At 71.8% G+C, this 24427-nt stretch carries 22 protein-coding genes; 16 read left to right on the top strand and 6 right to left on the bottom strand.

The genetic code is table 11. The annotated features are described in order from the left end of the window. Positions 1-24: 24 nt before the first annotated feature. On the top strand, positions 25-2844 hold the full coding sequence (gene secA, locus AWQ71_RS08350) for a preprotein translocase subunit SecA (RefSeq protein WP_067129311.1): 2820 nt from the start codon (positions 25-27) through the stop codon (positions 2842-2844). Between the two features lie 186 nt (positions 2845-3030). Here the strand turns inward: secA and AWQ71_RS08345 are convergent, their stop codons facing one another. From AWQ71_RS08345 to AWQ71_RS08335, 3 genes are all read right to left on the bottom strand, one after another. Next, positions 3031-3531: an Rv3235 family protein gene (locus tag AWQ71_RS08345; protein ID WP_067129308.1), complete on the bottom strand. Its 501-nt coding sequence runs from the start codon at positions 3529-3531 to the stop codon at positions 3031-3033. Between the two features lie 201 nt (positions 3532-3732). Beyond that, the gene (locus AWQ71_RS08340) at positions 3733-5103 is read right to left on the bottom strand and encodes a PTS transporter subunit EIIC (protein WP_067129305.1); all 1371 of its coding nucleotides are present in this window, start codon (positions 5101-5103) and stop codon (positions 3733-3735) included. A gap of 41 nt (positions 5104-5144) precedes the next feature. Further along, on the bottom strand, positions 5145-5885 hold the full coding sequence (locus AWQ71_RS08335; protein WP_245658178.1) for a GntR family transcriptional regulator: 741 nt from the start codon (positions 5883-5885) through the stop codon (positions 5145-5147). 160 nt (positions 5886-6045) lie between these two features. On the opposite strand from AWQ71_RS08335, the gene AWQ71_RS08330 reads away from it, so the two are divergent. From AWQ71_RS08330 to AWQ71_RS08280, 11 genes are all read left to right on the top strand, one after another. Beyond that, a complete protein-coding gene (locus AWQ71_RS08330; RefSeq protein ID WP_067129299.1) occupies positions 6046-7080 on the top strand; it encodes an SIS domain-containing protein in 1035 nt (344 codons plus the stop codon). A gap of 34 nt (positions 7081-7114) precedes the next feature. Then, entirely contained in the window at positions 7115-7351 is a 237-nt protein-coding gene (locus AWQ71_RS08325) for a PTS sugar transporter subunit IIB (protein WP_067129296.1), read from the top strand. Between the two features lie 33 nt (positions 7352-7384). Then, positions 7385-7831, top strand: coding sequence for a PTS sugar transporter subunit IIA (locus AWQ71_RS08320; RefSeq protein WP_067130336.1), 447 nt, complete (start codon positions 7385-7387; stop codon positions 7829-7831). Between the two features lie 254 nt (positions 7832-8085). Beyond that, positions 8086-8343 (top strand): HPr family phosphocarrier protein, encoded by a 258-nt coding sequence (locus AWQ71_RS08315; protein ID WP_067129293.1) that lies wholly within the window; start codon positions 8086-8088, stop codon positions 8341-8343. A 2-nt stretch (positions 8344-8345) separates the two neighbouring features. After that, positions 8346-10034, top strand: coding sequence for a phosphoenolpyruvate--protein phosphotransferase (gene ptsP / locus AWQ71_RS08310; protein ID WP_067129288.1), 1689 nt, complete (start codon positions 8346-8348; stop codon positions 10032-10034). Between the two features lie 63 nt (positions 10035-10097). After that, on the top strand, positions 10098-11447 hold the full coding sequence (gene nagZ, locus AWQ71_RS08305; RefSeq protein ID WP_067129285.1) for a beta-N-acetylhexosaminidase: 1350 nt from the start codon (positions 10098-10100) through the stop codon (positions 11445-11447). A gap of 39 nt (positions 11448-11486) precedes the next feature. Beyond that, a complete protein-coding gene (locus tag AWQ71_RS08300) occupies positions 11487-12128 on the top strand; it encodes an HAD family hydrolase (protein WP_067129282.1) in 642 nt (213 codons plus the stop codon). 21 nt (positions 12129-12149) lie between these two features. Further along, on the top strand, positions 12150-12725 hold the full coding sequence (locus AWQ71_RS08295; protein ID WP_067129279.1) for a DUF6912 family protein: 576 nt from the start codon (positions 12150-12152) through the stop codon (positions 12723-12725). Between the two features lie 314 nt (positions 12726-13039). Next, on the top strand, positions 13040-13666 hold the full coding sequence (locus AWQ71_RS08290; RefSeq protein ID WP_067129276.1) for a DUF4232 domain-containing protein: 627 nt from the start codon (positions 13040-13042) through the stop codon (positions 13664-13666). Positions 13667-13972: 306 nt separating this feature from the next. Next, a complete protein-coding gene (locus tag AWQ71_RS08285; RefSeq protein WP_067129273.1) occupies positions 13973-14605 on the top strand; it encodes an HAD family hydrolase in 633 nt (210 codons plus the stop codon). A 31-nt stretch (positions 14606-14636) separates the two neighbouring features. Next, complete coding sequence (locus tag AWQ71_RS08280; RefSeq protein ID WP_067129270.1) at positions 14637-15338, top strand: HAD family hydrolase; 702 nt, start codon at positions 14637-14639, stop codon at positions 15336-15338. Here AWQ71_RS08280 and AWQ71_RS08275 read toward each other — a convergent pair. Then, complete coding sequence (locus AWQ71_RS08275) at positions 15325-16917, bottom strand: penicillin-binding transpeptidase domain-containing protein (RefSeq protein WP_245658177.1); 1593 nt, start codon at positions 16915-16917, stop codon at positions 15325-15327. The two genes, AWQ71_RS08280 and AWQ71_RS08275, sit on opposite strands and share 14 nt — an antisense overlap. A 132-nt stretch (positions 16918-17049) precedes the next feature. Here AWQ71_RS08275 and AWQ71_RS08270 point away from each other — a divergent pair, with 132 nt between their 5' ends. The 4 genes from AWQ71_RS08270 to AWQ71_RS08255 all read left to right on the top strand — a co-directional run bounded on the left by AWQ71_RS08270 (position 17050) and on the right by AWQ71_RS08255 (position 22445). Next, positions 17050-17997 carry a LysR family transcriptional regulator gene (locus AWQ71_RS08270; RefSeq protein WP_067129264.1) on the top strand — a complete coding sequence of 316 codons (948 nt, stop codon included), beginning with the start codon at positions 17050-17052 and terminating at the stop codon, positions 17995-17997. Continuing rightward, positions 17994-18887, top strand: a complete 894-nt coding sequence (locus AWQ71_RS08265) for a serine hydrolase (protein ID WP_067129261.1) — start codon at positions 17994-17996, stop codon at positions 18885-18887. The genes AWQ71_RS08270 and AWQ71_RS08265 overlap by 4 nt, the downstream gene beginning before the upstream one ends. 62 nt (positions 18888-18949) lie before the next feature. Next, complete coding sequence (locus AWQ71_RS08260; RefSeq protein WP_067129258.1) at positions 18950-20869, top strand: acetoacetate--CoA ligase; 1920 nt, start codon at positions 18950-18952, stop codon at positions 20867-20869. 85 nt (positions 20870-20954) lie between these two features. Further along, the gene (locus AWQ71_RS08255; protein ID WP_067130333.1) at positions 20955-22445 is read left to right on the top strand and encodes an ATP-binding protein; all 1491 of its coding nucleotides are present in this window, start codon (positions 20955-20957) and stop codon (positions 22443-22445) included. On the opposite strand, the gene AWQ71_RS08250 is transcribed toward AWQ71_RS08255, so the two are convergent. Together AWQ71_RS08250 and AWQ71_RS08245 are read right to left on the bottom strand one after the other, a co-directional pair. After that, positions 22411-23085, bottom strand: a complete 675-nt coding sequence (locus AWQ71_RS08250) for a response regulator (protein ID WP_067129255.1) — start codon at positions 23083-23085, stop codon at positions 22411-22413. The two genes, AWQ71_RS08255 and AWQ71_RS08250, sit on opposite strands and share 35 nt — an antisense overlap. Further along, a complete protein-coding gene (locus tag AWQ71_RS08245) occupies positions 23082-24290 on the bottom strand; it encodes a sensor histidine kinase (RefSeq protein WP_218001706.1) in 1209 nt (402 codons plus the stop codon). Before AWQ71_RS08245 ends, AWQ71_RS08250 begins: the two co-directional genes overlap by 4 nt. Between the last annotated feature and the right edge of the window lie 137 nt (positions 24291-24427).

Below are 24427 nucleotides of genomic sequence, written 5' to 3'. Positions count from 1 at the left end.
GACCTGCGAGGAGCTTTACTAAAAGTGGCAGCCATTCTCGACAAGATCCTTCGCGCCGGCGAGGGCAAGACTCTGCGCAAGCTCAAGCGGATCGCCGAGCAGGTCAACTCCGTTGAAGAAGACTTCAAGAGCCTGTCCGACGCAGAGCTACGCGCCCTGACCGCCGAGTACCGGCAGCGCCACGCCGACGGCGAGTCGCTCGACGACCTGCTGCCCGAGGCGTTCGCCACCGTCCGGGAGGCCGCGCGCAGAGTCCTGGGGCAGCGCCCGTACGACGTGCAGCTCATGGGCGGCGCCAACCTGCACATGGGCAACATCTCCGAGATGCGCACCGGTGAGGGCAAGACGCTCACCTGTACTCTCCCCGCCTACCTGAACGCGATCTCCGGCAAGGGCGTTCACGTCATCACGGTCAACGACTACCTCGCGAAGCGTGACGCCGAGAACATGGGCCGCGTCCACCGCTTCCTCGGCCTCGAGGTCGGCGTCATTCTCGCCAACATGCCGCCGGACGAGCGGCGCAAGCAGTACAACGCCGACATCACGTACGGCACGAACAACGAGTTCGGCTTCGACTACCTGCGCGACAACATGGCGTGGTCCATCGAGGAGTGCGTCCAGCGCGGCCACAACTTCGCCATCGTCGACGAGGTGGACTCGATCCTCATCGACGAGGCGCGCACCCCGCTGATCATCTCCGGTCCCGGCGAGCAGTCCGGCAAGTGGTACGCCGAGTTCGCCAAGATCGTGCCCAGGCTCCGCCGGGGCACCGAGGGCAAGGACGGCGAGGAGAGCACCGGCGACTACGTCGTCGACGAGAAGAAGCGCACGGTCGGTGTCCTGGAGGCCGGCGTCGAGAGGGTCGAGGACTGGCTCGGCATCGACAACCTCTACAAGCCCGAGCACACCCACCTGGTGCAGTTCCTCAACAACGCGCTCAAGGCCAAGGAACTGTTCAAGAAGGACAAGGACTACATCGTCGTCGACGGCGAGGTCCTGATCGTCGACGAGTTCACCGGGCGCGTGCTGCACGGCCGTCGCTACAACGAGGGCATGCACCAGGCCATCGAGGCCAAGGAGGGGGTGAAGGTCAAGGACGAGAACCAGACCCTCGCCACCATCACCCTGCAGAACTACTTCCGCCTCTACGCCAAGCTCGGCGGCATGACCGGCACCGCCGCGACCGAGGCCAACGAGTTCCACCAGACCTACAAGCTGGGCGTCGTCCCCATCCCGACGAACCGGCCGATGGTCCGTAAGGACCAGGCGGACGTCGTCTACAAGACGGAGGACGCCAAGTTCCAGGCGTGTGTCGAGGACATCAAGGAGCGCTTCGAGCGGGGCCAGCCGGTCCTGGTCGGCACGACCAGCGTCGAGAAGTCCGAGAAGCTGTCGCGGATGCTCAAGCGCCAGGGCGTGCAGCACGAGGTGCTGAACGCGAAGAACCACGCCCGTGAGGCCACGATCGTCGCCGAGGCGGGGCGCAAGGGCGCCGTCACGGTCGCGACCAACATGGCCGGCCGCGGCACCGACATCATGCTCGGCGGCAACCCCGAGTTCCGCGCCGGCCTCGAGCTGGAGCAGCGCGGCCTGTCTCTGACCGAGACCCCCGACGAGTACGAGAAGGCCTGGACCGAGGCGCTGGAGAAGGCCAAGGAGGCCGTCAAGACCGAGCACGAGGAGGTCACCGAACTCGGCGGCCTGTACGTCCTCGGCACCGAGCGGCACGAGTCCCGCCGCATCGACAACCAGCTCCGCGGCCGTTCCGGCCGTCAGGGAGACCCGGGCGAGTCCCGGTTCTACCTGTCGCTGGAGGACGACCTGATGCGGCTGTTCAACTCGGCGCGGGTCGAGATGATCATGACGCGGCTGAACATCCCCGACGATGTGCCGATCGAGTCCGGCATCGTCTCGAAGGCGATCGCGTCCGCCCAGCACCAGGTCGAGCAGCAGAACTTCGAGATCCGCAAGAACGTCCTCAAGTACGACGAGGTCATGAACCGGCAGCGCAAGGTGATCTACGCCGAGCGTCGCCGGGTGCTTGAGGGCGCCGACCTGCACGAGCAGGTCCGCGGGTTCGTCACCAACGTGATCGACGACTACGTCAAGGCCGCCACGGCCGAGGGCTTCGCCGAGGAGTGGGACCTCGACAAGCTGTGGAAGGCCTTCGGGCAGCTCTACCCGGTCTCGGCGACCGTCGAGCAGCTCGTGCAGGAGGCCGGCGGTGAGCGCGAGGACCTGAGCGCCGATTTCATCGCCGAGAAGATCAAGGCCGACGCGCTTGAGGCATACCAGCGGCGCGAGGAGGAGCTCGGCTCCGAGGCGATGCGCGAGCTGGAGCGCCGGGTGATCCTCTCGGTGATCGACCGCAAGTGGCGCGAGCACCTCTACGAGATGGACTATCTCCAGGAGGGCATCGGCATGCGCGCCTACGCGCAGAAAGACCCGCTGGTGGAATACCAGCGCGAGGGCTTCGAGATGTTCTCCGCGATGCTCGACGGCATCAAGGAGGAGTCGGCCGGCTACCTGTTCAACCTCGAGGTCGAGGTCCAGGCGAACCCGATCGTCGAGGAGCACGACCACGACCACGACCATGAGCACGCGGACGACTCCGTGCACGAGGCGAGCTCGATCATCGCCAGGGCGCTGCGCCAGCCGGCCCGCCCCAGCGAGATGGTCTACACGGCGCCCGGCGAGACCGGCGACGTCGAGGTCAGCCGGGTCCGCTCCACGCCGGAGCAGCGCGCCGCGTACGGCAACGTGGAGCGCAACTCCCCGTGTCCGTGCGGCTCGGGCAAGAAGTACAAGCGGTGCCACGGCGACCCGAAGAACGTCGAGGCCTGATCGCGTCATCAGGGGAGGCCCCCGCCGGAGATCCGGCGGGGGCCTCCCCTTTTCGGGCGCGGGGCGGCCCGCCGGCCGCCCCGCGCCCGCCCGCTGAACCGCGCCTGAGAGCATCACAGGCGGATCGGGCGGCATGGGACCGCTTCGGCGTCGGCGGGCCGTCCAGCGGCGCCACGTCCCCTGGCGTCACGCGGTCTCGAAGTCGGTGACGAGCCACTGGACACCCCGGCGTTCGAGGCGCAGGGCGAGGGCGTGGCTGCGCGGCCCGCAATGGATCAGCAGGCACATCTCCACCACGCCGTCGTCCGGCCGCTGGATGTGCGGAGCGCCGACCATGGGCGGCCGTGGAGCGTCGATCATCTTCCCGGCCCGGATCAGCTCGCCGTACGCGCGCTCGCTGAGCCGGTCCTGCACGGTGGCGGGCGGACGGCGCCCGCAGAGGATCTCCGCCATGGCGCGGCCGAGGCCGCGCAGCCGCCGTTCGTCGGGCAGCGCGCCGTACGGGCCGTGGAGGAGCGGCCCACCGCCCGAGGCCAGGGCGAGCGCGCCGTACGTCCGGGGCGGGTCGTCCGGCGCGGCCGCGTCCGGCGACAGGCTGCCGGTCGGGGCCTCGTCGTACGCGGGATCGGCTGTGGGAACGGGCAGGAGCCGTGGCAGGCGGATCGGGCGCGGCGTCGGTTCGGGCATCGGAACCCCCCAGGTTCGTCGGCGGACGTGACGACTACTAGAGATTCCGGCCCGGCCGGTTGATACGAACGCCGCCAACTTTCCGGCCCGAGGGGTGGTGATGTGACGCTATGCGGGCAAGGTCCGGCCGGTGCAGCGGGCGGTTGGAGTGGCGCCCGCCGGATTACGGCGCACTTGTGACGGAGTTTTGCCCTGACCGGATCAGAGGCGGGTGCGGACCGGTTCCACGCTCTCGCCGGAGTCGACGTCCGGCTCGGGTTCGCGGCCCGGGGTCATGAAGTTCAGTTTCTTGATCAGGAAGCTGAAGACCGCGTAGTAGATCACGGCGTAGACGACGCCGATGCCCATGACCAGCCAGAACTGGTGGGTGTTGCTCTTGCTGATGTTGAGCAGGGCGTCGGTGGCGCCGGCGGAGAACCCGAAGCCGAGCCGACCCCCCAGCCAGGCGGTCAGCGCCATGGAGACGCCGGTGAGCACGGCGTGCACGACGAACAGCAGCGGGGCGACGAAGATGAACGCGAACTCGATCGGCTCGGTGATGCCGGTGACGAAGGAGACCAGCGCCGCGGAGATCATGATGCCGCCGACGGCCGGGCGCCGGTGGGCGGGCGCGGCCCGCCAGATCGCCACCGCGGCGGCCGGCAGGCCGAACATCATGACCGGGAAGAAGCCGGTCATGAACGAGCCGAAGCCGTCCGCGCCCTGGAGGTAGCAGGTCAGGTCGCCGGCGAACTGCGCGCCGGCCGCGTTCGAGCAGCCGGGCACCTGGAACCACACGATCGAGTTGATGATGTGGTGCAGGCCGAGCGGGATGAGCAGGCGGTTGGCCACGCCGTACACGCCGGCGCCGACCACGCTGTTGTCGGCGATCACCTTGCCGAGGCTGTTGATCCACTCGCCGACCGGCGGCCAGATCAGGCCGAAGACGACGCCGAGCACGACCCCGGCGAAGGCCGTCACGATCGGGACGAACCGCCGGCCACCGAAGAAGGCCAGCCAGGCGGGCAGCTTGATCCGGTAGTACCGCTGCCACAGCAGCGCCGTGACGACGCCGATGACGATGCCGCCGAGCACCCCGGTCGGGTTGTTCGCGGACCAGTTGATCGTGTCCAGCGCGACGCCGTCCGCGCCGACCACGGTGTGCGCGACCCGCTTGTGCACCGCGTCCACGGCGGGGGCCTGGAAGAACAGCCCCTTGGTCACCCGGTCGAAGACCAGGTAGCCGACCAGCGCCGCGACGGCCGTCGAGCCGTCCGAGCGGCGGGCGAAGCCGACCGCGACGCCCACCGCGAACAGCAGCGGCAGGGCGTCGAAGAGCGCGTCGCCGGCGTTGAGCAGCACGGTGGCGACGTGGGCGACCCACTCGAACCCCGCCACGTCGGCCAGGCCGCCGGGCGCGGGCCCGTTGGACCCCAGCATGTCGGGCTGGCCGAACCGCTTGAGGATCGCCGCGGCGGGCAGCACGACGATCGGCAGCATCAGGGAACGGCCCAGACGCTGCAGCAGGCCCATCACGACGGATCCCGACGACGGAACGGCGGGCGGTCCCGTCTCGGCCGAGCGTGAACTCATCGGTGTTCCTCCAGGGCTGGGGTTCGGGAGGATCGCTTGCGCTATGGACGCCGGACGGGGATCTCCAGGAGCGTTCTGAGCTGGTAACGGTCGGCGCGGTAGGTGGAGACGCCGAGCTCGGCGCACACCCCGCCGGCGAAGGAACGCCGGGCGAGCAGCAGGACCGCGCCGCCCCTGTGCAGCTTGAGCAGGTCGGCGTCGCCCGGGTCGGCGATGCCGCCGTCGATGGTGAGCTCGCCCGCGTCGAGCACCAGGCTGTACCGCGATTCGAGCAGCGCGTACAGCGAGCGCCCGGACAGGTCGTAGGCGTCGAGGTCCGGGGCGAGGGCCACGGGGATGTGGGCGCGCTCGATGGCGAGCGGCTCCCCGTCGGCGGTGCGCAGCCGCTCGATGAAGTGGACGGCGTCGCCGGGCTGGATGCCGAGCTCACGCGCGAGGTGGGCGCTGGCCCGGACGATCCGGCGGTCCAGATCGCGCGAGCCGGGCGTGAGGCCTCGGGCCCGCATGTCGTCGCTGAACGACGTGAGCTGGAGGGCCAGCTCGATCTTGGGGCGGGCGACGAACGTGCCCTTGCCCGGCACCCGGTGCAGCCTGCCCTCCGACACCAGGTGGTCGACCGCCTGCCGCACCGTCATGCGGGAGAGGCGGAACCGCTGGCAGAGCTCGCGCTCGGAGGGGATCGCCGCGCCGATCGCCAGCTCGTTGCTCTCGATGAGATCGAGCAGGATCTCCCGGAGCTGGAAGTACTTGGGCACCGGGCTGTCCGGATCGATCTGAGCCACTGATCCCTCCCCTCTCGATCTGATCATTTCAGTTGGGTTATGGTTCGTGCTGGTCTAGTCCGGACTAGACCACAGCTGGGAATTGTGTGTCAATGTACGGACCAGAGACGGATCGATAACGGCAAGGTCTCGCCAAGCCGAGATTTGAGGATGGCACCAAATGACGACCAAGATGCGCAGCGAGATCGCCGAGCAGCCCGCCGCGCTCCGCGCCACGCTTGACGCGCTGCTGCCCCGGGTGGACGAGGTGCGGCGACTCGCCGAGCAGACCCGGCACCTGCTGTTCGTCGCGCGCGGCACGTCGGACAACGCGGCGGTGTACGGCCGCTACCTGATCGAGGCCCGCGCCGGTCGCATGTGCGCGCTCGGCGCTCCGTCGATCGCCACCACCTATCGCCGCAGGGTCGACCTGGACGGCGTGCTGGCGGTGGGCCTGTCCCAGTCCGGCCGCACCGAGGAGATCGTCGAGACCCTCGACTGGGCGAAGAGCTGCGGCGCGAAGACCGTCGCGATCACCAACGGCGGCCCCGCCTCGCCGCTGGCCGAGGTCGCCGACCTGGCCCTCTGCACGCTGGCGGGCGAGGAGAAGGCCGTCCCGGCCACCAAGACGTACACCACGCAGCTCGCCGCGCTCGCGGTGCTCGCCCTCGGGGTCGGCGCCGACGTGAACGCCGACGACCTGCAGCGGGTGCCGGACGCGGTGGAGAAGCTGGTCGACGACCCCGGCGACCTGGCCGCCGTGGTCGAGGGCCTCGTCGGCAAGCCCGGCGTGGTCGTCTCCGGCCGGGGCTTCGCCTTCTCCACCGCGCTCGAACTCGCGCTCAAGCTGAAGGAGGCCTGCTACCTGCACGCCATGGGTCTGTCGTACGCGGACCTGCTGCACGGGCCGATCGCCGTCGTGGACGAGGAGACCCCGGCCATCCTGGTCGCGGCCGGCGAGGGGCCGACGCTGCCCGGCACGGTCGCGCTCGCCGAGCGGGTCACCGGCGCGGGCGCCTCCGCGTTCGGCGTCGGCGGCGGCACGGCGCTCGCCGCGGCGTCCACCGCCGCGCTGAACGGCCCCGACCTGCCCGAATGGGTGGCGCCCATGGGCCTGATCGTCCCCGGCCAGCTCCTCACCGAGGCGCTCGCCCGCAGGCTGGGCATCGACCCCGACGCTCCGCGAGGTCTGAACAAGGTCACGCAGACGGATTAGCCTGCGCACAGCACGCATTTCGAGGAGGACCGACATGGCGGCAGATGTCCGGGCGATCATCGCTGGGCTCGGTGGTGTGGACAACGTCATCGAGATCGAGCCGTGCATCACGCGGCTGCGGACGGAGGTGTACGACGCCTCCAAGGTCGACCAGGCGGCCCTCAGGGCGGCGGGCGTCCACGGCGTGATGCTCGCGGGCAACGTCGTACAGGTCGTGGTGGGCCCCGACGCCGACACGATCGCGAGCGACATCGAGGAGCTCATCGGCTGAGGCCGTGGGGCGAGCCGGACAGGAGGGGGCGTGGTGACGGCGGTTCTCGCCCCGGTGGCGGGGACGGCGATCGGTCTGGTGGCCGTGCCGGACCCGGTCTTCTCCCAGGCCATGGTGGGGCCCGGGTCGGCGATCGACCCCCGGCGCGAGCCCGGCCAGGCCGTCGCCCCGATCAGCGGGACCATCGTCAAGCTGCGCGCGCACGCCTACATCGTCCTGGGGGACGACGGCCGGGGCGTCCTCGTGCACCTCGGCATCGACACCGTGCAGCTCAAGGGGGAGGGCTTCCGGCTGCTCGCCGCCGAGGGGGACCGGGTCCGGGCCGGTCAGCCGGTGGTCTTCTGGGATCCGGCCGCGGTCGAGGCGGGCGGCCGGTCGCCGATCTGCCCGGTGGTCGCCCTGGACGCGGCGGCCGGCGAGGTCGACGGCGAGGTCCGCGGTGGCGTGGGCGCGGGCGACGAGCTGTTCCACTGGTCGTGACGGCGGCCCCCGAAAGCGGCCTGGCGATTCCAGGACGGCGCCGGGGCACTGGCGGGCCGTCCGCTGTTCCACCGCGGCTCCGGAGCGGCTCTGAGCGGTCGTGAACGCCGGCCCGCCGGGTAAATGAGTGCCGAACGGGGGCCCGGTTGGCGGTGGACCGCCCGAGGCGAGCAGAATCCGCGTGGGAGACCCCGACGATCCGGGGGAATCCGCAAGAAAACCGCTGGGAGAACCCCGACAGAAGAGGAGGAAACGTGGCCGAGCGTAAGGTCACCGTCATGTCCGAAGTGGGGCTGCACGCCCGTCCCGCCGCGACGTTCGTGCAGACCGCGGCCCAGGCGCCCTTCGACGTCACCGTCGCCAAGTTCGGCGTCCCGCCGGTGAACGCGAAGAGCATCCTGTCGGTGCTGGCCCTGGACGTGCGCCAGGGCGAGACCATCGTCATCAGCGCCGACGCCGAGGGCGCGGACGAGTTCCTGGACCGGCTCGCCGCCATCGCGTCGGCGCCCTGACCATGCACGCGGATCGGCTGGCCGGCGTGGGCGTGAGCCCGGGCGCCGGTTACGGCCCGGCGCACCGGCTGGTGCGCGACGTCCCCGAGCCGCCCAGGGCCGCGCGTCACGGCGGGAACGCGCGGGCCGAGCTGCTGCGGGCCGAGCAGGCCCTGGAGCGGGTGGCCGCCGACCTCGCCGCGCGCGGCGACCAGGCGGGCGGCGAGGCGCGGGACGTCCTCGCCGCGCAGGCCATGATGGCCCGCGACCCCGACCTCGCCGCGAGGGTGGCCGAGCTGATCGAGCAGGGCGTCGCGGCCTCCCGCGCCGTCTTCGACGCTTTCACCGGATATCGGGAGCTGCTGGCCGCCGCGGGCGGCTACCTGGCCGCGAGGGCCGCCGACCTCGACGACATCAGGGACCGGGTCGTCGCGGCGCTGGAGGGCCTGGCGTTGCCGGGCCTGCCCGCCGACCCCGCCGAGCCGTACGTGCTGGTGGCCAGGGATCTCGCGCCCGCGGACACCGTGCTGCTCGACCCCGCGACGGTCGTGGCGTTCGTGACCGAGGAGGGCGGGCCGACCAGTCACACCGCGATCCTGGCCCGCGCGCTGGGCGTGCCCGCGGTCGTGGGCTGCGCGGGTGCGGGCGCGATCCCGCCCGGCACGCCACTGCTGGTCGACGGCTCGACCGGCGTCGTACGGCTGTCGCCGGACGAGGACGAGGTGGCCCGGGCGGTGCGGGCGGCGGAGCAGAGCACGGCACTTCTCGCCGCCGTCTCGGGGGCCGGCGCCACCGCCGACGGCCACGCCGTGCCGCTGCTCGCGAACGTGGGCGGGCCGGCCGACATCGCGGCCGCGCTGGCGGCGGGCGCGGAGGGGGTCGGCCTGTTCCGCACCGAGTTCCTCTTCCTGGACCGGGTCGACCCGCCGACCTGGGAGGAGCAGCAGGACGCCTACCGCGAGGTGTTCGAGGCGTTCTCGGGCTCGCGGGTGATCGTCCGCGTCCTCGACGCCGGGGCCGACAAGCCGCTCGACTTCCTGCCGCCGCCGGCTCCCGAGCCCAACCCCGCGCTCGGCGAGCGCGGGGTGCGGCTGTTCCGCCGCTTCCCCGAGGTGCTGGCCGCACAGCTCGAAGCGCTGGCCAGGGCGGCCAAGGGCACGTCGGCGCGGGTCCAGGTGATGGCGCCGATGGTCGCCACGGCGGAGGAGGCCGTCTGGTTCGGCGAGGCGTGCCGCGCGGCCGGGCTGCCCTCGGCCGGAGTGATGATCGAGATCCCCGCGGCCGCTCTGCGTGCCGCCGACCTCGCCGCGGTGACCGGCTTCTTCTCGATCGGGACGAACGATCTGACGCAGTACACCCTCGCCGCCGACCGGGAGGCGGGGGCGCTCGCGGGGCTGCAGGACCCCTGGCATCCCGCCGTGCTCGACCTCGTCGCGCTGACCGCCGCGGCCGCCGGGGGCTCCGGCCGGGACTGCGGCGTCTGTGGTGAGGCGGCGGCCGACCCCGCGCTGGCCTGCGTGTTCGTGGGTCTGGGCGTGACGTCGCTCTCCATGGCCGCGTCCGCGCTGCCCCGGGTGCGCGCCGCGCTCGCCCGGCACACCGTGGACGACTGCCGCCGGGCCGCGGCCGCCGCGCGGGCGGCCGGTACGGCGTCGGCCGCGCGGGCCGCCGCCCGCGCCGAACTCCCGGCCCTCGCCGATCTGTCGCTTTGAGGGGCGCTTGCGCCTGTGGATAACTGTGGGACGGATGGTGCGAAGCGCGGATACGGTGAAGGGGTGTTTCGACGACTGGGCCTCGGACTGCTGGTGATCGCGATGGCGGGCTGCTCCGCGGTGGAGGCGGAGCAGACGGCGCGCCCCACCCCCGCCGCTCCCCCTTCCTTCTCCGCCTCGCCGGGCGCGACGCCGTCCCCGGAGGGGACGCCGTCCGGGGAGGCCACCGGTGCGGGCGACGCGGCGGCGGAGGACGGCGGCACCGGAGCCGCGACGGGAGACGTCGCCGCCATGCTCGCCCGGATGAGCGTGGAGGAGAAGGTCGGCCAGCTCTTCATGCCTGTGGTGTACGGCTCACGCGCCGACGCGGCGCACCAGGAGAACAGCGCGCGGTTCGGGGCGGGCAGCCCGATCCAGGTGATCAAGAAGTACCGCCCGGGCGGCGTGATCATGTTCCCGTGGGCGGGCAACGTCTCCGACGCCCGGCAGATCGCCGCGCTGACCACCGGGCTGCGCGCGGCGTCGCGGGTCCCGCTGATGATCGGTGTGGACCAGGAGAACGGCACGGTCTCGCCGCTCTCCGCGGTCGTCACCAAGCTCCCGGGGGCGATGGCCATCGGCGCGACCGGCGACCCGGCGAACGCGCGGGCCGCCGCCCGGCTCACCGGCACCGAGCTGCGCGCCCTCGGCATCACGATGGACTTCGCGCCGGTCGCCGACGTAAACATCAACCCGCGAAACCCGGTGATCGGGCCCCGGGCCTACGGCTCCGACCCCGGCAAGGTCGCCACCATGGTGGGCGCGGCGGTCGACGGTTTCCACGCCGCCGGCATCGCCTCGACCGCCAAACACTTCCCCGGTCACGGCGACACCTCGACGGACAGTCACACCGGCCTCCCGGTGATCTCGCACACGAAGGCGCAGTGGCGCAAGCTCGACGCCCCGCCGTTCCGTGAGGCCATCGCGCACGGTGTGGACGCGATCATGTCGGCGCACGTCGTCATGCCGAAGCTCGACCCCTCGGGCGACCCGGCCACGCTGTCCCGCACGATCCTGACCGGGTTGCTCCGCGACGAGCTGGGCTTCGACGGCGTGATCAGCACCGACGCGCTCAACATGGCGGGCGTGCGGGAGAAGTACGGCGACGCCGAGGTGGCCGTGCGTGCCGTCCTGGCCGGGGCGGACGTGCTGCTCATGCCGCCGGACATGCCCAAGGCGTACGGCGCGGTCCTCGCGGCGGTGAAGTCCGGGCGCATCTCGGCCGCCCGCCTGGACGCCTCGGTGACCCGGATCCTCCGGCTCAAGGCGAAGCGGGGCATGTTCGGCAAGGTCACGACCGACCCCGCGGCGGTGCGCTCGTCGGCCCATCTGAGCGCCGCCCGACGGCTCGCCCGGGAGGCGAACCTTCCCTGACGCTCTATTCTTTTGAACCAGATTCCACCAGGAGGTGTCGTGCTCAAGGGAGTGCTGATCGACTGGGGCGGGGTGCTCACCACGAGCCTCACCGACTCGATCGCGGGCTGGCTCGCCCAGGACCGGATCGACGCGTCGCACTACAAGGACGTGATGCGCGACCTGGTCCTGCACGCCTACGAGGGCGGCGGTGAGAGCGCCATCCACGCGCTCGAACGCGGTGAGATCTCGGCGACCGACTTCGAGCAGGATTTCGCGGCCAGGCTGATGACCCTCGACGGCGTCCCGCCGGCGGCCGACGGGCTGCTCGCCCGGATGTTCCTCGGGTTCGAGCCGGTCGAGGAGATGAACGAGATGCTGCGGCGGGCCCGCGCGGCCGGCATCCGCACCTGCCTGCTGTCCAACTCCTGGGAGAACGACTATCCCCGTGACTCCTGGGACGGGCTGTTCGACGCGATCGTCATCTCGGGCGAGGTCGGCATGCGCAAGCCCGAGCCGCGCATCTTCCGCCACGCGCTCGACCAGGTCGGGCTGCCCGCCGAGGAGTGCGTGTTCATCGACGACATCGAGGCGAACATCGTCGCGGCCCGGACGCTCGGGCTGGTCGGCATCCACCACAGCGACGCCTTCGCCACCATCGGCGAGCTGGAGGCCCTGTTCGGCCTGCCGCTGCGCCCCTGACCTGACCGACGAGAGGTTCCCATGCGCGTCTATCTCCCGTGCACGCTCTCCGCGCTGGCCCGCGTGGTCGCGCAGGGCGAGCTCGGCCCCGCGCCGCTGACCGGGTACGCGGTGACGCCCGCGCTGGTCGAGTGGTACACCTCCGGCGACACCGAGGAGCTGGAGTACGTCGCCCTGACCGAGGCGGCGCGGGCCTCGCTGCGGATGCTCGCCGAGGAAGACACGGGGGAGCGGGCGGGCGACCTCGCCGGGCCGGGCGGTACGGAGCGGATCGGGGCGGAGTCGGCCGGGGCGGGCAAGGCCGCGGGGCCGGCTCGGCGGGTCGTGCTGGCGGCCGAGGTGCCGGACGCCTGGGTCGCGATGAGCCCCGATCCGGACGAGCGGGCTCGGGTGCGGCTCACCGAGCCGGTCCCGATGTCCCGGATCGCCTCGGCACACGTGGACGACGCCACCGCGGCCCCGGACATCGAGGCCGCCGTCGCGGCGCTGCCCGCCGCCGACCTGGGGGACGACGACGCCCGGTTCGCCGTGGACGAAGCCGAGGCCCACGAGCTGATGTGGTACGCGACCCAGGAGGTCCCCGACCTGCTGGTTTAGGTCGCTGTCCGCCAAACGTTCCCCGGGGTCGAGGGAGCGGAGCGCTCCTGCGTCGTTGTCGTGTGTCGAGCGGCGCCGATGCTGTTCCGCCGGCTCCCAGCGGCCCGAACGGCCCCGGGACGTGTTCCGGAAGGCCATTCCAGGCGTTTGTGAAACCGCAGGTCAGAAGGGGTGGGACCGTTCCAGTGTCCCGACTTTTCCAGGAAAGGCTGCGGACGGGACGGACCGCGGGCCAAAGTGGTTCTCGGCGGTCGGCGTCGATGGCCCGCCGCCCGGTCCACTCCTTCACCTAGATCTGTTACGGGGGAACCTCCATGTCCGCTCGCCGTGCCCTGTTAGTCCCGGCCGCTTTCGCCCTGGGCGCCACCCTCACCCTGACCGCCTGTCAGTCCGGTGGCGACGGCGGCGAGGCGCAGCCTGCGAAGCTCTCCCAGTCTCCCGCTGCCACCACCGCGGGCGGCGGGGGCAAGGCCGGTGGTGGTGAGGCCTACGCCTACTCCCACCCCTGCGAGGCCAAGAAGCTGGCCGTCAAGATGACCGCCCGGGCCGAGGCGCCCAACCAGCGGGTGATCGAGGTGCGCAACCAGGGCACCACCGCCTGCGGCCTGAGCTACTACCCGCTCGTCAGCCTGGGCAACTCCCACGCCGCCGACCACAGCAAGGACCTCACGCCGCTGGTGCCGGGCGAGCTGGGCGGTCCCCCGGCCTACCCGGTGGCGCCCGGTCAGAAGGCGTACGCGGTGGTCGACCTCAACCCCGGCGGCGGCAGCGCGACCGACGTGAACGAGCTGAACATCCTGCCCGACGACCGGATGCCCAACTCCGACACCCAGAACTTCCCGCTCGGCGCCGGCGCGAAGGTGGGAAAGCCGAAGCTCGGCCTGTACCGCGGCAACGTCGCCGACGCGGCCGCCTCCACGGCCACCGTCGGCCGGAGCTGACCTGCCCCGCTGCGCTCCCCTGTGTCGGGCCTTCGCCCGGGGTGCCGGTACCGCGATCCGCGGATCGACGGCATCCCGGGCCGGGCCGGGGTGGGAGACGGGCAGCTCGACTCTGCTTCCACAACGGCACGTCCTGGGCTCCGGCCGCAGCCGAGTACTGAGCCCCGGCCGGGGCCGGGGAGAGCACGCCCTTGACCTCGGCTCCCTGCTGCACGCGGGTGAGGAGGTAGGTGCCGCACCCGATGACGCCGGGCCGGGTGCGTACGGCCGCCGCTCGACGCGGGGCTGGATATCATCCATGTTGATATGACACACATTGTTTGGGACTGGAACGGCACGCTGTTTCACGACATCGATGCCGTGGTGGGCGCGACCAACGAGGTCTTCCGCCCGTATGGCGTCGGCCCCTTCGACCCCGACGGCTTCCGCGCCGTCTACACCCGCCCCATCTGGGTGGCGTACGAGCGAATGCTCGGCAGGTCGCTCCGCGACGGCGAGTGGGAGCTTCTCGACGAGGGGTTCCACGACCACTACCACCGCCTGATGCTCGCCTGCGGGCTGGCCGAAGGCGCCCTGACCTGCCTCCAGGAGTGGGAGGACGCCGGGCGGACTCAGTCGCTGCTGTCGATGTGGACGCACGAGCGGCTGGTGCCCAAGATCGGCGAGATGGGCATCGACCGGCACTTCAGCCGGGTGGACGGCCTGCGCGCCGCCGCCGGCGGGCCCAAGGCCGAGCACATGGCCGCGCACGTCCTGGGACTCGGCGTCGACCCGGAGAAGGTCGTCGTGATCGGCGACAGCGTGGACGACGCGCACGCCGCCCAGCATGTCGGCGCGCGGGCCATCCTCTACACGGGCGGCATGAGCAGCCGCGCCGAGCTGGGCGCCGTCGGCGTCCCCGTCGTCGACTCGCTCGCGAACGCCCTCGACCTGATCTGAACCCGGCCCGCGTCCCCCTTCGGAGGCCACGATCAACCGCCTCGTTCTCTGGAACGTCGATCTCACCCTGGTCGACGTCACCATCGTCACCCGGGAGGCGTACGCCGACGCGTTCCGCATGGTGACCGGGCGGCCGTTGGTGAAACTCGCCCCGGCGATGGGCCGCCCCGACTCCGAGATCGTCTTCGAGACGCTGGCCGTCAACGGCATCGCGGTGGAGGACAACCACCTGCCCAAGTTCCTCGACGCGCTGGCGGTCAGCTTCGCCGCGAAGCGCAAGCGGCTGACCGCCGAGGGACGGGCGATGCCCGGCGCGAAGGACGCGCTCAAGGCGGTGTCCCGGCTCGACGGCGTGATCCAGTCGGTCCTCACCGGGACGATCCGGAGCAACGCGGTCCACAAGCTGACGGCGTTCAAGCTGGACAAGGCGATCGACTTCGAAGTCGGGGGGTACGGCGAGGAGGTCTATCCCAAGGCCACGCTGCTCCAGGTGGCCCAGGGCCGGGCCAAGGAGCGGTACGGCGGGGCGTTCACCTCCGCGAACACGGTGCTGATCGGCGACTCGACTCGGGACGTGCAGGCCGCCCGCATCGGCGGCGCGGCGATGATCGCGGTCGCGTCGGGCCGGTCCACCGCCGCCGAGCTGCGTGAGGCGGGGGCGGACATCGTCCTGCCCGACCTGTCCAACGCCTCGGAGGTCGTGGCGGCCGTCGCCCGTCTCACCGGCCGCTGAGGCCGCTGAGGCCGCTGAGACCGCTCAGGAAGCGAGCCGCGGCGGGCGCGGCCACGGCGGCGCCCATGCCGCCGCCCTCGACGATGACGGCGAACGCCAGGTCGCCCCGGTAGCCGATGAACCACGAGTGCGATGGCGGCTCCTTGTCCGAGCCGTACTCGGCGGTGCCGGTCTTGCCGGCCGTGCCGGCGGGGAAGGCGACGCCCCGGGCGGTGCCCTCGGAGACGACGGCCGGCATGAGGCGGCGCAGCGCGCGAACCACGCCCGGCTCCAGCTCGCGCGGGCCGGAGCCGCCGGACGGGACGAGGTCGGCGGGCACGAGCCGCGGCGGTCGCCAGGTGCCGTCCGCGATGGCGGCGGCGACGGCGGCCATGTTGAGCGGGCTCGCCAGCACCCTGCCCTGGCCGATCGCCGCTGAGGCGAGGTCGGTCGCGTCCTCGGGGGCGGGGAACTGCGCGCGGACGGCGGGCACGCCGGGCTGGATCGGCAGCCCGAAGCCGAAGCCGGAGGCGACCGCGCTCATCCGCTTCGCGCCGAGCCGGCTGACGGCGAGGTCGCCGAACGTCGTGTTGCACGAGTGGGCGAAGGCCGCCAGCAGCGGGATCGTGCCGAAGTCCTCGAAGTGGGAGTTGTGGAAGGTGTAGCCGCCGATCGTCTGCTCCGCCGGGCACTTCACCGTCTCGGTGGCGCTCATGCCGTCGGCGACGAGCGCCGACGCAGTGACGACCTTGAACGTCGATCCGGGCGGGTAGGTGCCGAGCAACGCGCGGTTGAAGCCGCCCGGCTTGTTCACGACGGCGAGGATCTCGCCGGTCGAGGGTCGCAGCGCGACGAGCGACGCGGGCTTGGACACCTGCTCCAGGGCCTGGGCCCCGGCTCGGTGGACGCCCAGGTCGATCGTGGTCGTGAGCGCCTTGCCCGGCGACTTCTTGGCGGCGGCGACGGGCTGGGCCACGCCGTCCGCGCCGACGAGGTCCACCCGGGCGGACGGGGTGCCGGCGAGGCGGGGGCCGTACCGCTCCTTGAGCGTCTCGACGAGCTGCTGGACCGAACCGGGCGTGTCCGGGGTGTCGATCCTGGTGCCGTCGGTCGCCGTGATCGGCGCGGGATCCGGTTCGGCGGAGGTGACCCGGAACCCGCCGCCGCCGGCGAGGCCGGGGTGCAGCGCGGCCGGCGTCCACGCCACCCGCCAGGCGCGGTCGCGCTCCACCAGCCGCAGCTGGCCGTCGTAGGAGAAGTCCACCGCCGCGTCGAGCGCCGCGCGGAACCGTACGGACTCGCTCCCGTCGTCGTTCTCGCGGGCCTTCCCCTTCGCGGCGAACCGGGCGGAGGTGAGTTTCAGGTTGGCGCGAAAGTCCTTGTACGCGCGCTCGAAGTCGGCGGGCGGGTCGGAGGTCAGCGCGCGCATCGCCGCGTAGTCGGATCTGGACCAGGCGGCGAGGAAGGACGCCGCGGTCTCCTCGGGCGACCCCGTGGTGCGCAGCGCCCAGACCGCGCCGCCGGCCGCCAGGACCGGTACGAGCGCGGCGGCCGTCACGAACGGCCACCGGCGCCGCTTCTTCACCTGGTGTCGCTGCACTCTAGGTTCCGTAAATTCCGGCACATTTCCCCCTTGCGTGTCCGTGCAGGCAAGAGGACCAGACCCTCGGCGTTCGTGTCCAATAGTGATATCGGTTTCGCATTGATATTGATTCGGATATCATCACAGCCCATGGACCTCGTACGGCACCTGAGGTACTTCGTCGTCATCGCCGAGGAACTGCACTTCGGCAACGCGGCGGCCCGGCTCGGCATGGCGCAGCCCCCGCTCAGCCAGCGGGTCAAGCGGCTGGAGGACGAGCTGGGCGTCCGGCTGTTCGACCGGACCAGCCGCCAGGTCAGACTCACCGGCGCCGGGCGGCTGCTGCTGCCCGAGGCGCGCGAGCTCGTGGCCCGGGCCGAGCGGATCAGGGAACTGATGGCGCGGACTGTGCGGGGCGACACGGCGAGCCTGCGCGCCGCCGTCCCGCCCGACCTGGGCGCGTCGGTGCTCGCCGCGCTGATCGCCCGGTTCCGCACCGGCAACCCCGACGTACGGCTCATACCGACTGAGATGGGCACGTCGGACCAGGTGGACGCGCTGCTCGGCGGCGAGCTCGACCTGGGCGTGCTGCGGCATCCCGTGGCGGCGTCGGGGCTCGGCTTCGGCCCCGTCCTGGTCCAGCACCCGGGGGTGCTGCTGCGCGAGGAGGACGAGCTGGCCACGCTGGCCACGGTGCACCTGGCCGACCTGGCCGGACGCGAGCTCGTGCTGCCGCCGCGCGCGCTCGAACCCGGCCTGCACGACGAGACCCTGGCCGGCTGCCGGCGGCATGGTTTCGTCCCGGCCGAGGTCCGGCACGCCGTCCACGGCCAGTTCACGATCGGGCTCGTCCTCGCCGGGACCGCGGTCGCGCTCGGGCAGCGCGCGGACGTGCCCGGGGTGGTCTGGCGCCCGCTGGTGGGCTCCCCGTTGGCCTGGCGCATCTCCACCGCCTGGCGTGGCGAGCCGTCCGAGCATGTGGCGGGGTTCGCCGATCTCACGACACGCGTTCTGCGGGATGATGCGGGGATGTCCGACGAAGGCGCGCCGCCGCGCACGTGGGTGGCCCCCCGTCCCGCCACGGGGTTCCTCTCGTGAAGCAGCTCGAACAGATCTTCCGTACGGCGGGGGTCACCGGGTGGTTGCACGCGGTGGACATCGACACCGGCCGCGAGGTCGGCCTGGGCGCCGACGAGCCGGTCGTGCTGGCCTCGGTGTTCAAGGTGCCGCTGCTGGTCGCGTTCTACCGGCAGGCGGAGCGCGGGCTGATCGACCCGGCGGAACGGGTCACGGTGTCCCCTGAGGGGCGCCCCGGGGGCGGCACCGGCGTCTCGGCCATGCTGGACGAGGTCACGGCCTCGCTCAGGGACCTCGCCTACCTCACGATCAGCGTGAGTGACAACGCGTCGGCGGACACGCTGCTCGCGCGGGTCGGCCTCGGCGAGGTCAACGCCACGCTCGCGGACCTCGGCCTGCCCCACACGTGGGTCGAGCACTCGTGCGCCGATCTGTTCACGGCGATGCGGGAGGACGCGGGGGCGGCGGACATGGCCGAGCTCTCCCAGATGACCACCGATCCCGCCGTGCTCTCCCGGCTCCGCGTGCTCGACCCGGCCAGGACCAGCCGCAGCACGTGCCGGGACATGACCCGGCTGCTCGGCATGATCTGGCGGGACGAGGCCGCCGGGCCCGCCTCGTGCGCCGCCGTGCGCCGGCTGATGGGCCTGCAGGTGTGGCCGCACCGGCTCGCCTCCGGCTTCCCGTACGACGACGTGGCGGTCAGCGGCAAGACCGGGACGCTGCCGACGGTCAGGAACGAGGTGGGTGTCATCGAGTACCCCGACGGCGGCCGGTACGCCATCGCCGTGTTCACCCGGTCGATCGGCACCGCCCAGAACCAGCCGCGCGCGGACGCGGCGATCGGGACCGCCGCGCGGGTCGCGGTGGATCACCTGCGGTCGCGGTTCATGGGAGTGGGCACCATATGACGGGTCCGTCGTATGTGGGTGGAGATGGTGACACGGCGGGCCGGCCTCGTCAGGATGGGGGCATGGTCGAGGAAGGTGCTCTGCTGTGGGAACCCACCGCGGAGGTCGTGCGCAACGCAAAGATCACCCGCTACGCCGAGTGGCTCGGCAGGAAGGGTGACTACCAGGACATATGGGAGTGGTCGGTCGAATCTCCGGCCGAGTTCTGGACGTCGATCTGGGACTACTTCGCCGTGGTGGGCGACCGGGCCGACGGGCCGGTCCTCAGCGGGACGATGCCCGACGTCACCTGGTTCGAGGGCACGACCCTCAACTACGCCGAGAACGCGCTGCGCGGCGACCCCGACCGCCTTGCTGTGATATTTCGTGATGAATCCGGAAACAGGCGGACGTACACGCTGCGTGAGCTGCGCGCCGAGGTGGGCCGGGTCCGGGCGGGCCTGATCCGGCTCGGCGTGGGGCGCGGCGACCGAGTCGCCGGATATGTGCCGAACATCCCGGAAGCGCTGATCGCGTTCCTGGCCACGGCGTCGCTGGGCGCGATCTGGTCGTCCTGCTCGCCCGACTTCGGGGCGCTCAGCGTCATCGACCGGTTCACCCAGATCGAGCCGAAGGTGCTCATCGCCGTGAACGGCTACCGCTACAACGGCAAGGAGTTCGGCCGGGCGGACGTCGTACGCGATATCGCGGCCAAGCTGCCCAGCCTGGCCGCGACGGTGTGGATTCCCTCGGTCCCCGCCGCGGACGTCGTCGCCGGCGAGGAGCTGGACTGGGAGGCGCTGCGCGCCGAGGCGGCCGAGCCAGCGTTCGATCGGGTCCCCTTCGGCCACCCGCTGTGGGTGCTCTACTCCTCCGGCACCACCGGGCTGCCCAAGCCGATCGTGCACGGCCACGGCGGCATCGTGCTCGAACACCTCAAGGCGCTCAGCTTCCACCAGGACCTGGGCGAGGGCGACGTGTTCTTCTGGTACACCACCACCGGCTGGATGATGTGGAACTTCCTCATCGGCGGCCTCCTCGTGGGCGCCACCGTCGTCCTGTACGACGGCAGCGCCGCCCACCCGGACACCGGGGCGCTGTGGGAGCTGGCCGCGCACGAGGGCGTCACCTACTTCGGCACCGGCGCGCCGTACATCGTGGCCTCGATGAAGGCGGGCCTGCGGCCGTCCGGGCTGGAGCGGCTGCGGGGGATCGGCTCGACCGGGTCGCCGCTGCCACCCGAGGGCTTCGCGTGGGTCTACTCCGATGTGAAGCCGGACGTGCAGCTCGGGTCGTTCTCCGGCGGCACGGACGTCTGCACGGGCTTCGTGGGCGCGACGCCGCTGCTGCCGATCCGGGCGGGTGTGATCCCGTGCCGCTGCCTGGGCGCCCGGGTCGAGTCCTTCGACGCGGCCGGGAACCCGGTCGTCGGCGAGGTGGGCGAGCTGGTGGTGACCACGCCCATGCCATCCATGCCGGTCATGTTCTGGAACGACCCGTCCGGCGACCGTTACCGCGAGTCGTACTTCGCCGACTACCCGGGCGTCTGGCGGCACGGCGACTGGATCAAGATCCTTCCGGACGGCGGATGTGTGATCTACGGCCGCTCCGACTCCACCCTCAACCGCGGCGGCGTCCGCATGGGGACCAGCGAGTTCTACCGGGTCGTCGAGCGGTTCGAGGAGATCGAGGACAGCCTGGTGATCGACACCGGGCAGCTCGGCCAGGACGGGCGGCTGCTGCTGTACGTCACCCTCGCGGCGGGCGCGGAGCTGACCGAGGACCTGGTCGCGCGGCTGCGCGGGGCGCTGCGCACCGAGCTGTCCCCGCGCCACGTGCCGGACGAGTTCCATCGGGTCCCCGGCATCCCGCGGACGCTCTCCGGCAAGAAGCTGGAGGTCCCGGTACGGAAGATCCTGCTCGGTACCCCCGTCGAGAAGGCCGCCAACCGCGACGCGATGGCCAACCCCGAGGTCCTCACCCACTTCGTGCCGAAACCCTGACCGCCTGACCGATGAGCATCCTTATAAGTACGCTTCTAAGAAGTAGAGTTCTTAGAAGCGTACTTATAAGGAGGGGTATGCGGTGGTGCCCAAGCCGGAGTACGTCTTCGACCGTGAGCGCGAGTGGGCCGCGCTGACTCGGTTCGCGACCGCGCCGGGCGACGAGATGCGTCTGGCCGTCGTGAGCGGTCGCCGGCGGCAGGGGAAGACCTTTCTCCTCCAGGCCCTCGCGGACGCGCTCGGCGGCTTCTACTTCGTTGCGGTCGAATCGACCTCCGTGGACGCCCTGCGCCAGTTCGGCACCGCGGTGGCGAGCTATCTCGGTGTGGAAGGGACGCTGGCGTTCGCCAACTGGGACGAGGCCATCACCTATCTCCTGGACAGGTGCCCGGACCGGCTGATCGTCATCGACGAGTTCCCGTACCTGATGAAGGCGGATCATGCCATCCCCTCGCTCCTGCAAAGAGAGATCGACGCGCGCGGGGCGAACCATCCGGCGCGCGGCCGCACGCGCCTGATCCTCGCCGGGTCCGCCATGTCCGTGATGGGGAAACTGCTCGCAGGCCAGGCTCCCCTGCGGGGACGGGCCTCGCTCGAACTCGTGGTGCACCCCTTCGACTATCACATGGCGCGGCGATTCTGGGGCATCTCCGATCTGCGGCTCGCGATCCAGTTGAACGCGATCACCGGGGGGACTCCCGCCTACCGGACCCGTTTCGTCGACGGCGAGTCACCCGCGGGGCCGGACGAGTTCGACGACTGGGTGATCAGGAGGGTCCTGAGTACGGAGTCGCCGCTCTTCCGCGAAGCCCGCTACCTCCTCTCGAACGAGATGGAGGTACGGGACGAGGCGCTGTACCACGCCGTCCTGGGCGCGATTGCCGCAGGGAACAACACGCGCGGCGGCATCGCCGGTCACATGGAACGCAAGTCGACCGACATCGCGCATCCGCTCGGCGTGCTGGAAGACTGCCGGCTCATCAGGAAGGAGATCGATCCGATTCGGAAGGCGTCCGTCTACCGTGTCGCCGAGCCGCTCGTGACCTTCTACGAGTCGATCATGCGGCCCTCGTGGAGCCAGCTCGAACGAGGCCGGGCGGCCCAGGTGTGGAACGGCGCGCGGTCCAGGTTCGCGTCGCAGGTGATCGGGCCGCACTTCGAGCACATCTGCCGGCAGTTCGCGCTGGGAGTGGAATGGGCCGGTGAGCTGCCCTCAGAGGTGGCAGCCGGTGTCGCGCCGGGCAGCGGCAGGGGGCAGAACATCGAGGTCGACGTGATCGCACTCGGGGCCCAGGACGGCACCCACAGGCGACGGCTCCTTTCCGTGGGCGAGGCCAAGTGGTCGGAGGTCATGACACTCCGGCACCTGGGACGCCTCCAACAGGCCAGGGACCAGTTGCACATCCGAGGGCTGGACACCCGGGACACCGTGCTCGCCCTCTACAGCGGCGCGGGATTCGACCGTTCGCTCACGGAGGCCGCGGCGGGAGACCAGGGCATCCTCCTCGCCGATCTCGCCACGTTGTACGGCCGAGGCCGGGTCAGGGGCGGAGGCCCGCCTCGTACGCGGCGATGACGAGCTGGGCCCGGTCGCGGGCGTTCAGCTTGGCGAGCAGCCGGCCGACGTGCGTCTTCACCGTGGCCATGCTGACGCACAGATGGCCCGCGATCTCGGTGTTGGACAGCCCGCGCGCGATCAGCGTGAGCACCTCGCGCTCGCGCTCGGTCACCCCGTCCAGCGTGGAGGCGGGGCGGCGCGCGGGCTCCGGACGGCGGGCGAACTCGGCGATGAGGCGGCGGGTCACGCTGGGCGCGAGGAGCGCGTCGCCGGAGGCGACGACGTCGATGGCGGCGAGCAGGCCCGACGGCGGCGTGTCCTTCAACAGGAAGCCGCTCGCGCCCGCGCGGAGCGCGCCGTAGACGTAGGCGTCCAGGTCGAACGTGGTGAGGATGATCACGCGCGTCCCGGCGGTCTCCGGCGTGCCGCATATCCGGCGGGTCGCTTCGATGCCGTCCATCTCGGGCATCCGGATGTCCATGAGGACGATGTCGGGGCGCTCGCGCCGGGTCAGCTCCACCGCCTCCGCGCCGTCGCCCGCCTCGCCGACCACGGTCAGGCCTGGGGCGGTCTCCACCAGCAGGCGGAAGCTGCCGCGCAGCAGAGCCTGGTCGTCGGCGATGAGCACGCGCACCGGGCCCTCCGAGGCCGTGGTCATCGCGGCGCCTCGGTCAGCGGCAGGCGAGCGGACACCTCGAAGCCTCCCTCGGGTCGCGGTCCGGCGGCGAACGTTCCGCCGTACATCATGACGCGCTCGCGCATCCCCACGAGCCCGTGCCCGGGAGTGGGCGGGAGGGTGCGCCTCCCGGGGCCGTCGTCGCACACCTCGACCCGCACCTCGCGGGCGCCGGCCTCGACCCGTACGCGGCAGCGGGCCGGGGCCGCGTGCTTCACCACGTTCGTGAGGGCCTCCTGCACGATGCGGTAGACCGACAGCTCGACGCTGTCCGGCAGCCTCTCGGCGCCGCGTACCTCCAGATCCACCCGGACGCCCGCCATGCCCGCGCGCTCCGCCAGCGCGGGCAGCCCCGCGAGGCCGGGCGCCGGGCCGAGCGCGCCCTCCGCGTCGAGGCCGCCCCCGCCGAGGTCCGGCTCCTGCTCCGACCGCAGGACGCCGAGCATGCGCCGCATCTCGGCGAGCGCGTCGCGGCTCGCCGTCTCGATGACGCGCAACGCCTTGCGGGCCTCCTCCGGGCGGGCCTCGGCGACGTGGTTGGCCACGCCGGCCTTGACCGCGATCAGGCTCATGCCGTGCGCGACGACGTCGTGCAACTCGCGCGCGATGCGCAGCCGCTCCTCGGCCACCGCTCTTTGTGCGACCTGCTCGGCCCAGCGCGCGGCGTAGTACCGGCGTCCCCGTACGGCACGGGCGACCGTCAGCGTGCCGCCCATGGCCACGAGGCTGATCGGGATGGACCCGAGCCGGTTCATCCACCACGACGGCGTTTCGGGGAGGGACATCCCGAACGCGAGGAGCCCGGTGAAGCCCGCCGCGGTGAGCACGCCGGCGATCGAGGTCGCGACCCTGCCACGCGGCCGCCGGGCGAGCACGACGGCGTAGAGCGCGTAGCAGGCCGCGAGGAACGGGTCGCGCAGGACGCCGAGCAGCAGCGCGGCCAGCGACATGGTGAGGACGACGGAGAGGGCCGTGACCGGCCACAGCCGCCGGACCGCCACCGGCAGCCCCACGCCGGCGAGCACCAGCGCCTGCGCCCACGGAGGCGCCCAGGTCGCCCGGTCCGACTGGAGCGCGACCACCACCACGAGGGAGGTGTAGCAGAGGGCGACCGCGCAGTCGAAGGCGATGAGCGCCCACCGGTCCCCGGAGGCGCCCCCGGGGCTCTCCGTCAGGGAAGCGTGCACCCGGTCGACCGTACCCGCCGGGCTCCGGCCGCGCCTCCGCCCGGAGGCCGTCATCCCCTGGTCTGACATCCGGCCGGGTCCGTACGACGGTGTCGGAGCGGCGTCCGACCCGGGAAATCCCGCCCCGGCGCGATGTG

The organism is Microtetraspora malaysiensis, from assembly GCF_001528665.1.
GTDB lineage: Bacteria > Actinomycetota > Actinomycetes > Streptosporangiales > Streptosporangiaceae > Microtetraspora_A > Microtetraspora_A malaysiensis.
The sequence above is the reverse complement of the archived record's forward strand: the minus strand, read 5'-3'. Positions and strand labels throughout refer to the sequence as shown.

Coding starts and splice junctions, on each gene's coding strand:
- AWQ71_RS08325 (WP_067129296.1), top strand. CDS start 7,115: ATGGCGGCAGATGTCCGGGCGATCATCGCTGGGCTCGGTGGTGTGGAC.
- AWQ71_RS08290 (WP_067129276.1), top strand. CDS start 13,040: ATGTCCGCTCGCCGTGCCCTGTTAGTCCCGGCCGCTTTCGCCCTGGGC.
- AWQ71_RS08330 (WP_067129299.1), top strand. CDS start 6,046: ATGACGACCAAGATGCGCAGCGAGATCGCCGAGCAGCCCGCCGCGCTC.
- AWQ71_RS08270 (WP_067129264.1), top strand. CDS start 17,050: ATGGACCTCGTACGGCACCTGAGGTACTTCGTCGTCATCGCCGAGGAA.
- AWQ71_RS08285 (WP_067129273.1), top strand. CDS start 13,973: ATGACACACATTGTTTGGGACTGGAACGGCACGCTGTTTCACGACATC.
- AWQ71_RS08260 (WP_067129258.1), top strand. CDS start 18,950: ATGGTCGAGGAAGGTGCTCTGCTGTGGGAACCCACCGCGGAGGTCGTG.
- AWQ71_RS08250 (WP_067129255.1), bottom strand. CDS start 23,085: ATGACCACGGCCTCGGAGGGCCCGGTGCGCGTGCTCATCGCCGACGAC.
- AWQ71_RS08295 (WP_067129279.1), top strand. CDS start 12,150: ATGCGCGTCTATCTCCCGTGCACGCTCTCCGCGCTGGCCCGCGTGGTC.
- ptsP (WP_067129288.1), top strand. CDS start 8,346: ATGCACGCGGATCGGCTGGCCGGCGTGGGCGTGAGCCCGGGCGCCGGT.
- AWQ71_RS08345 (WP_067129308.1), bottom strand. CDS start 3,531: ATGCCCGAACCGACGCCGCGCCCGATCCGCCTGCCACGGCTCCTGCCC.
- AWQ71_RS08340 (WP_067129305.1), bottom strand. CDS start 5,103: ATGAGTTCACGCTCGGCCGAGACGGGACCGCCCGCCGTTCCGTCGTCG.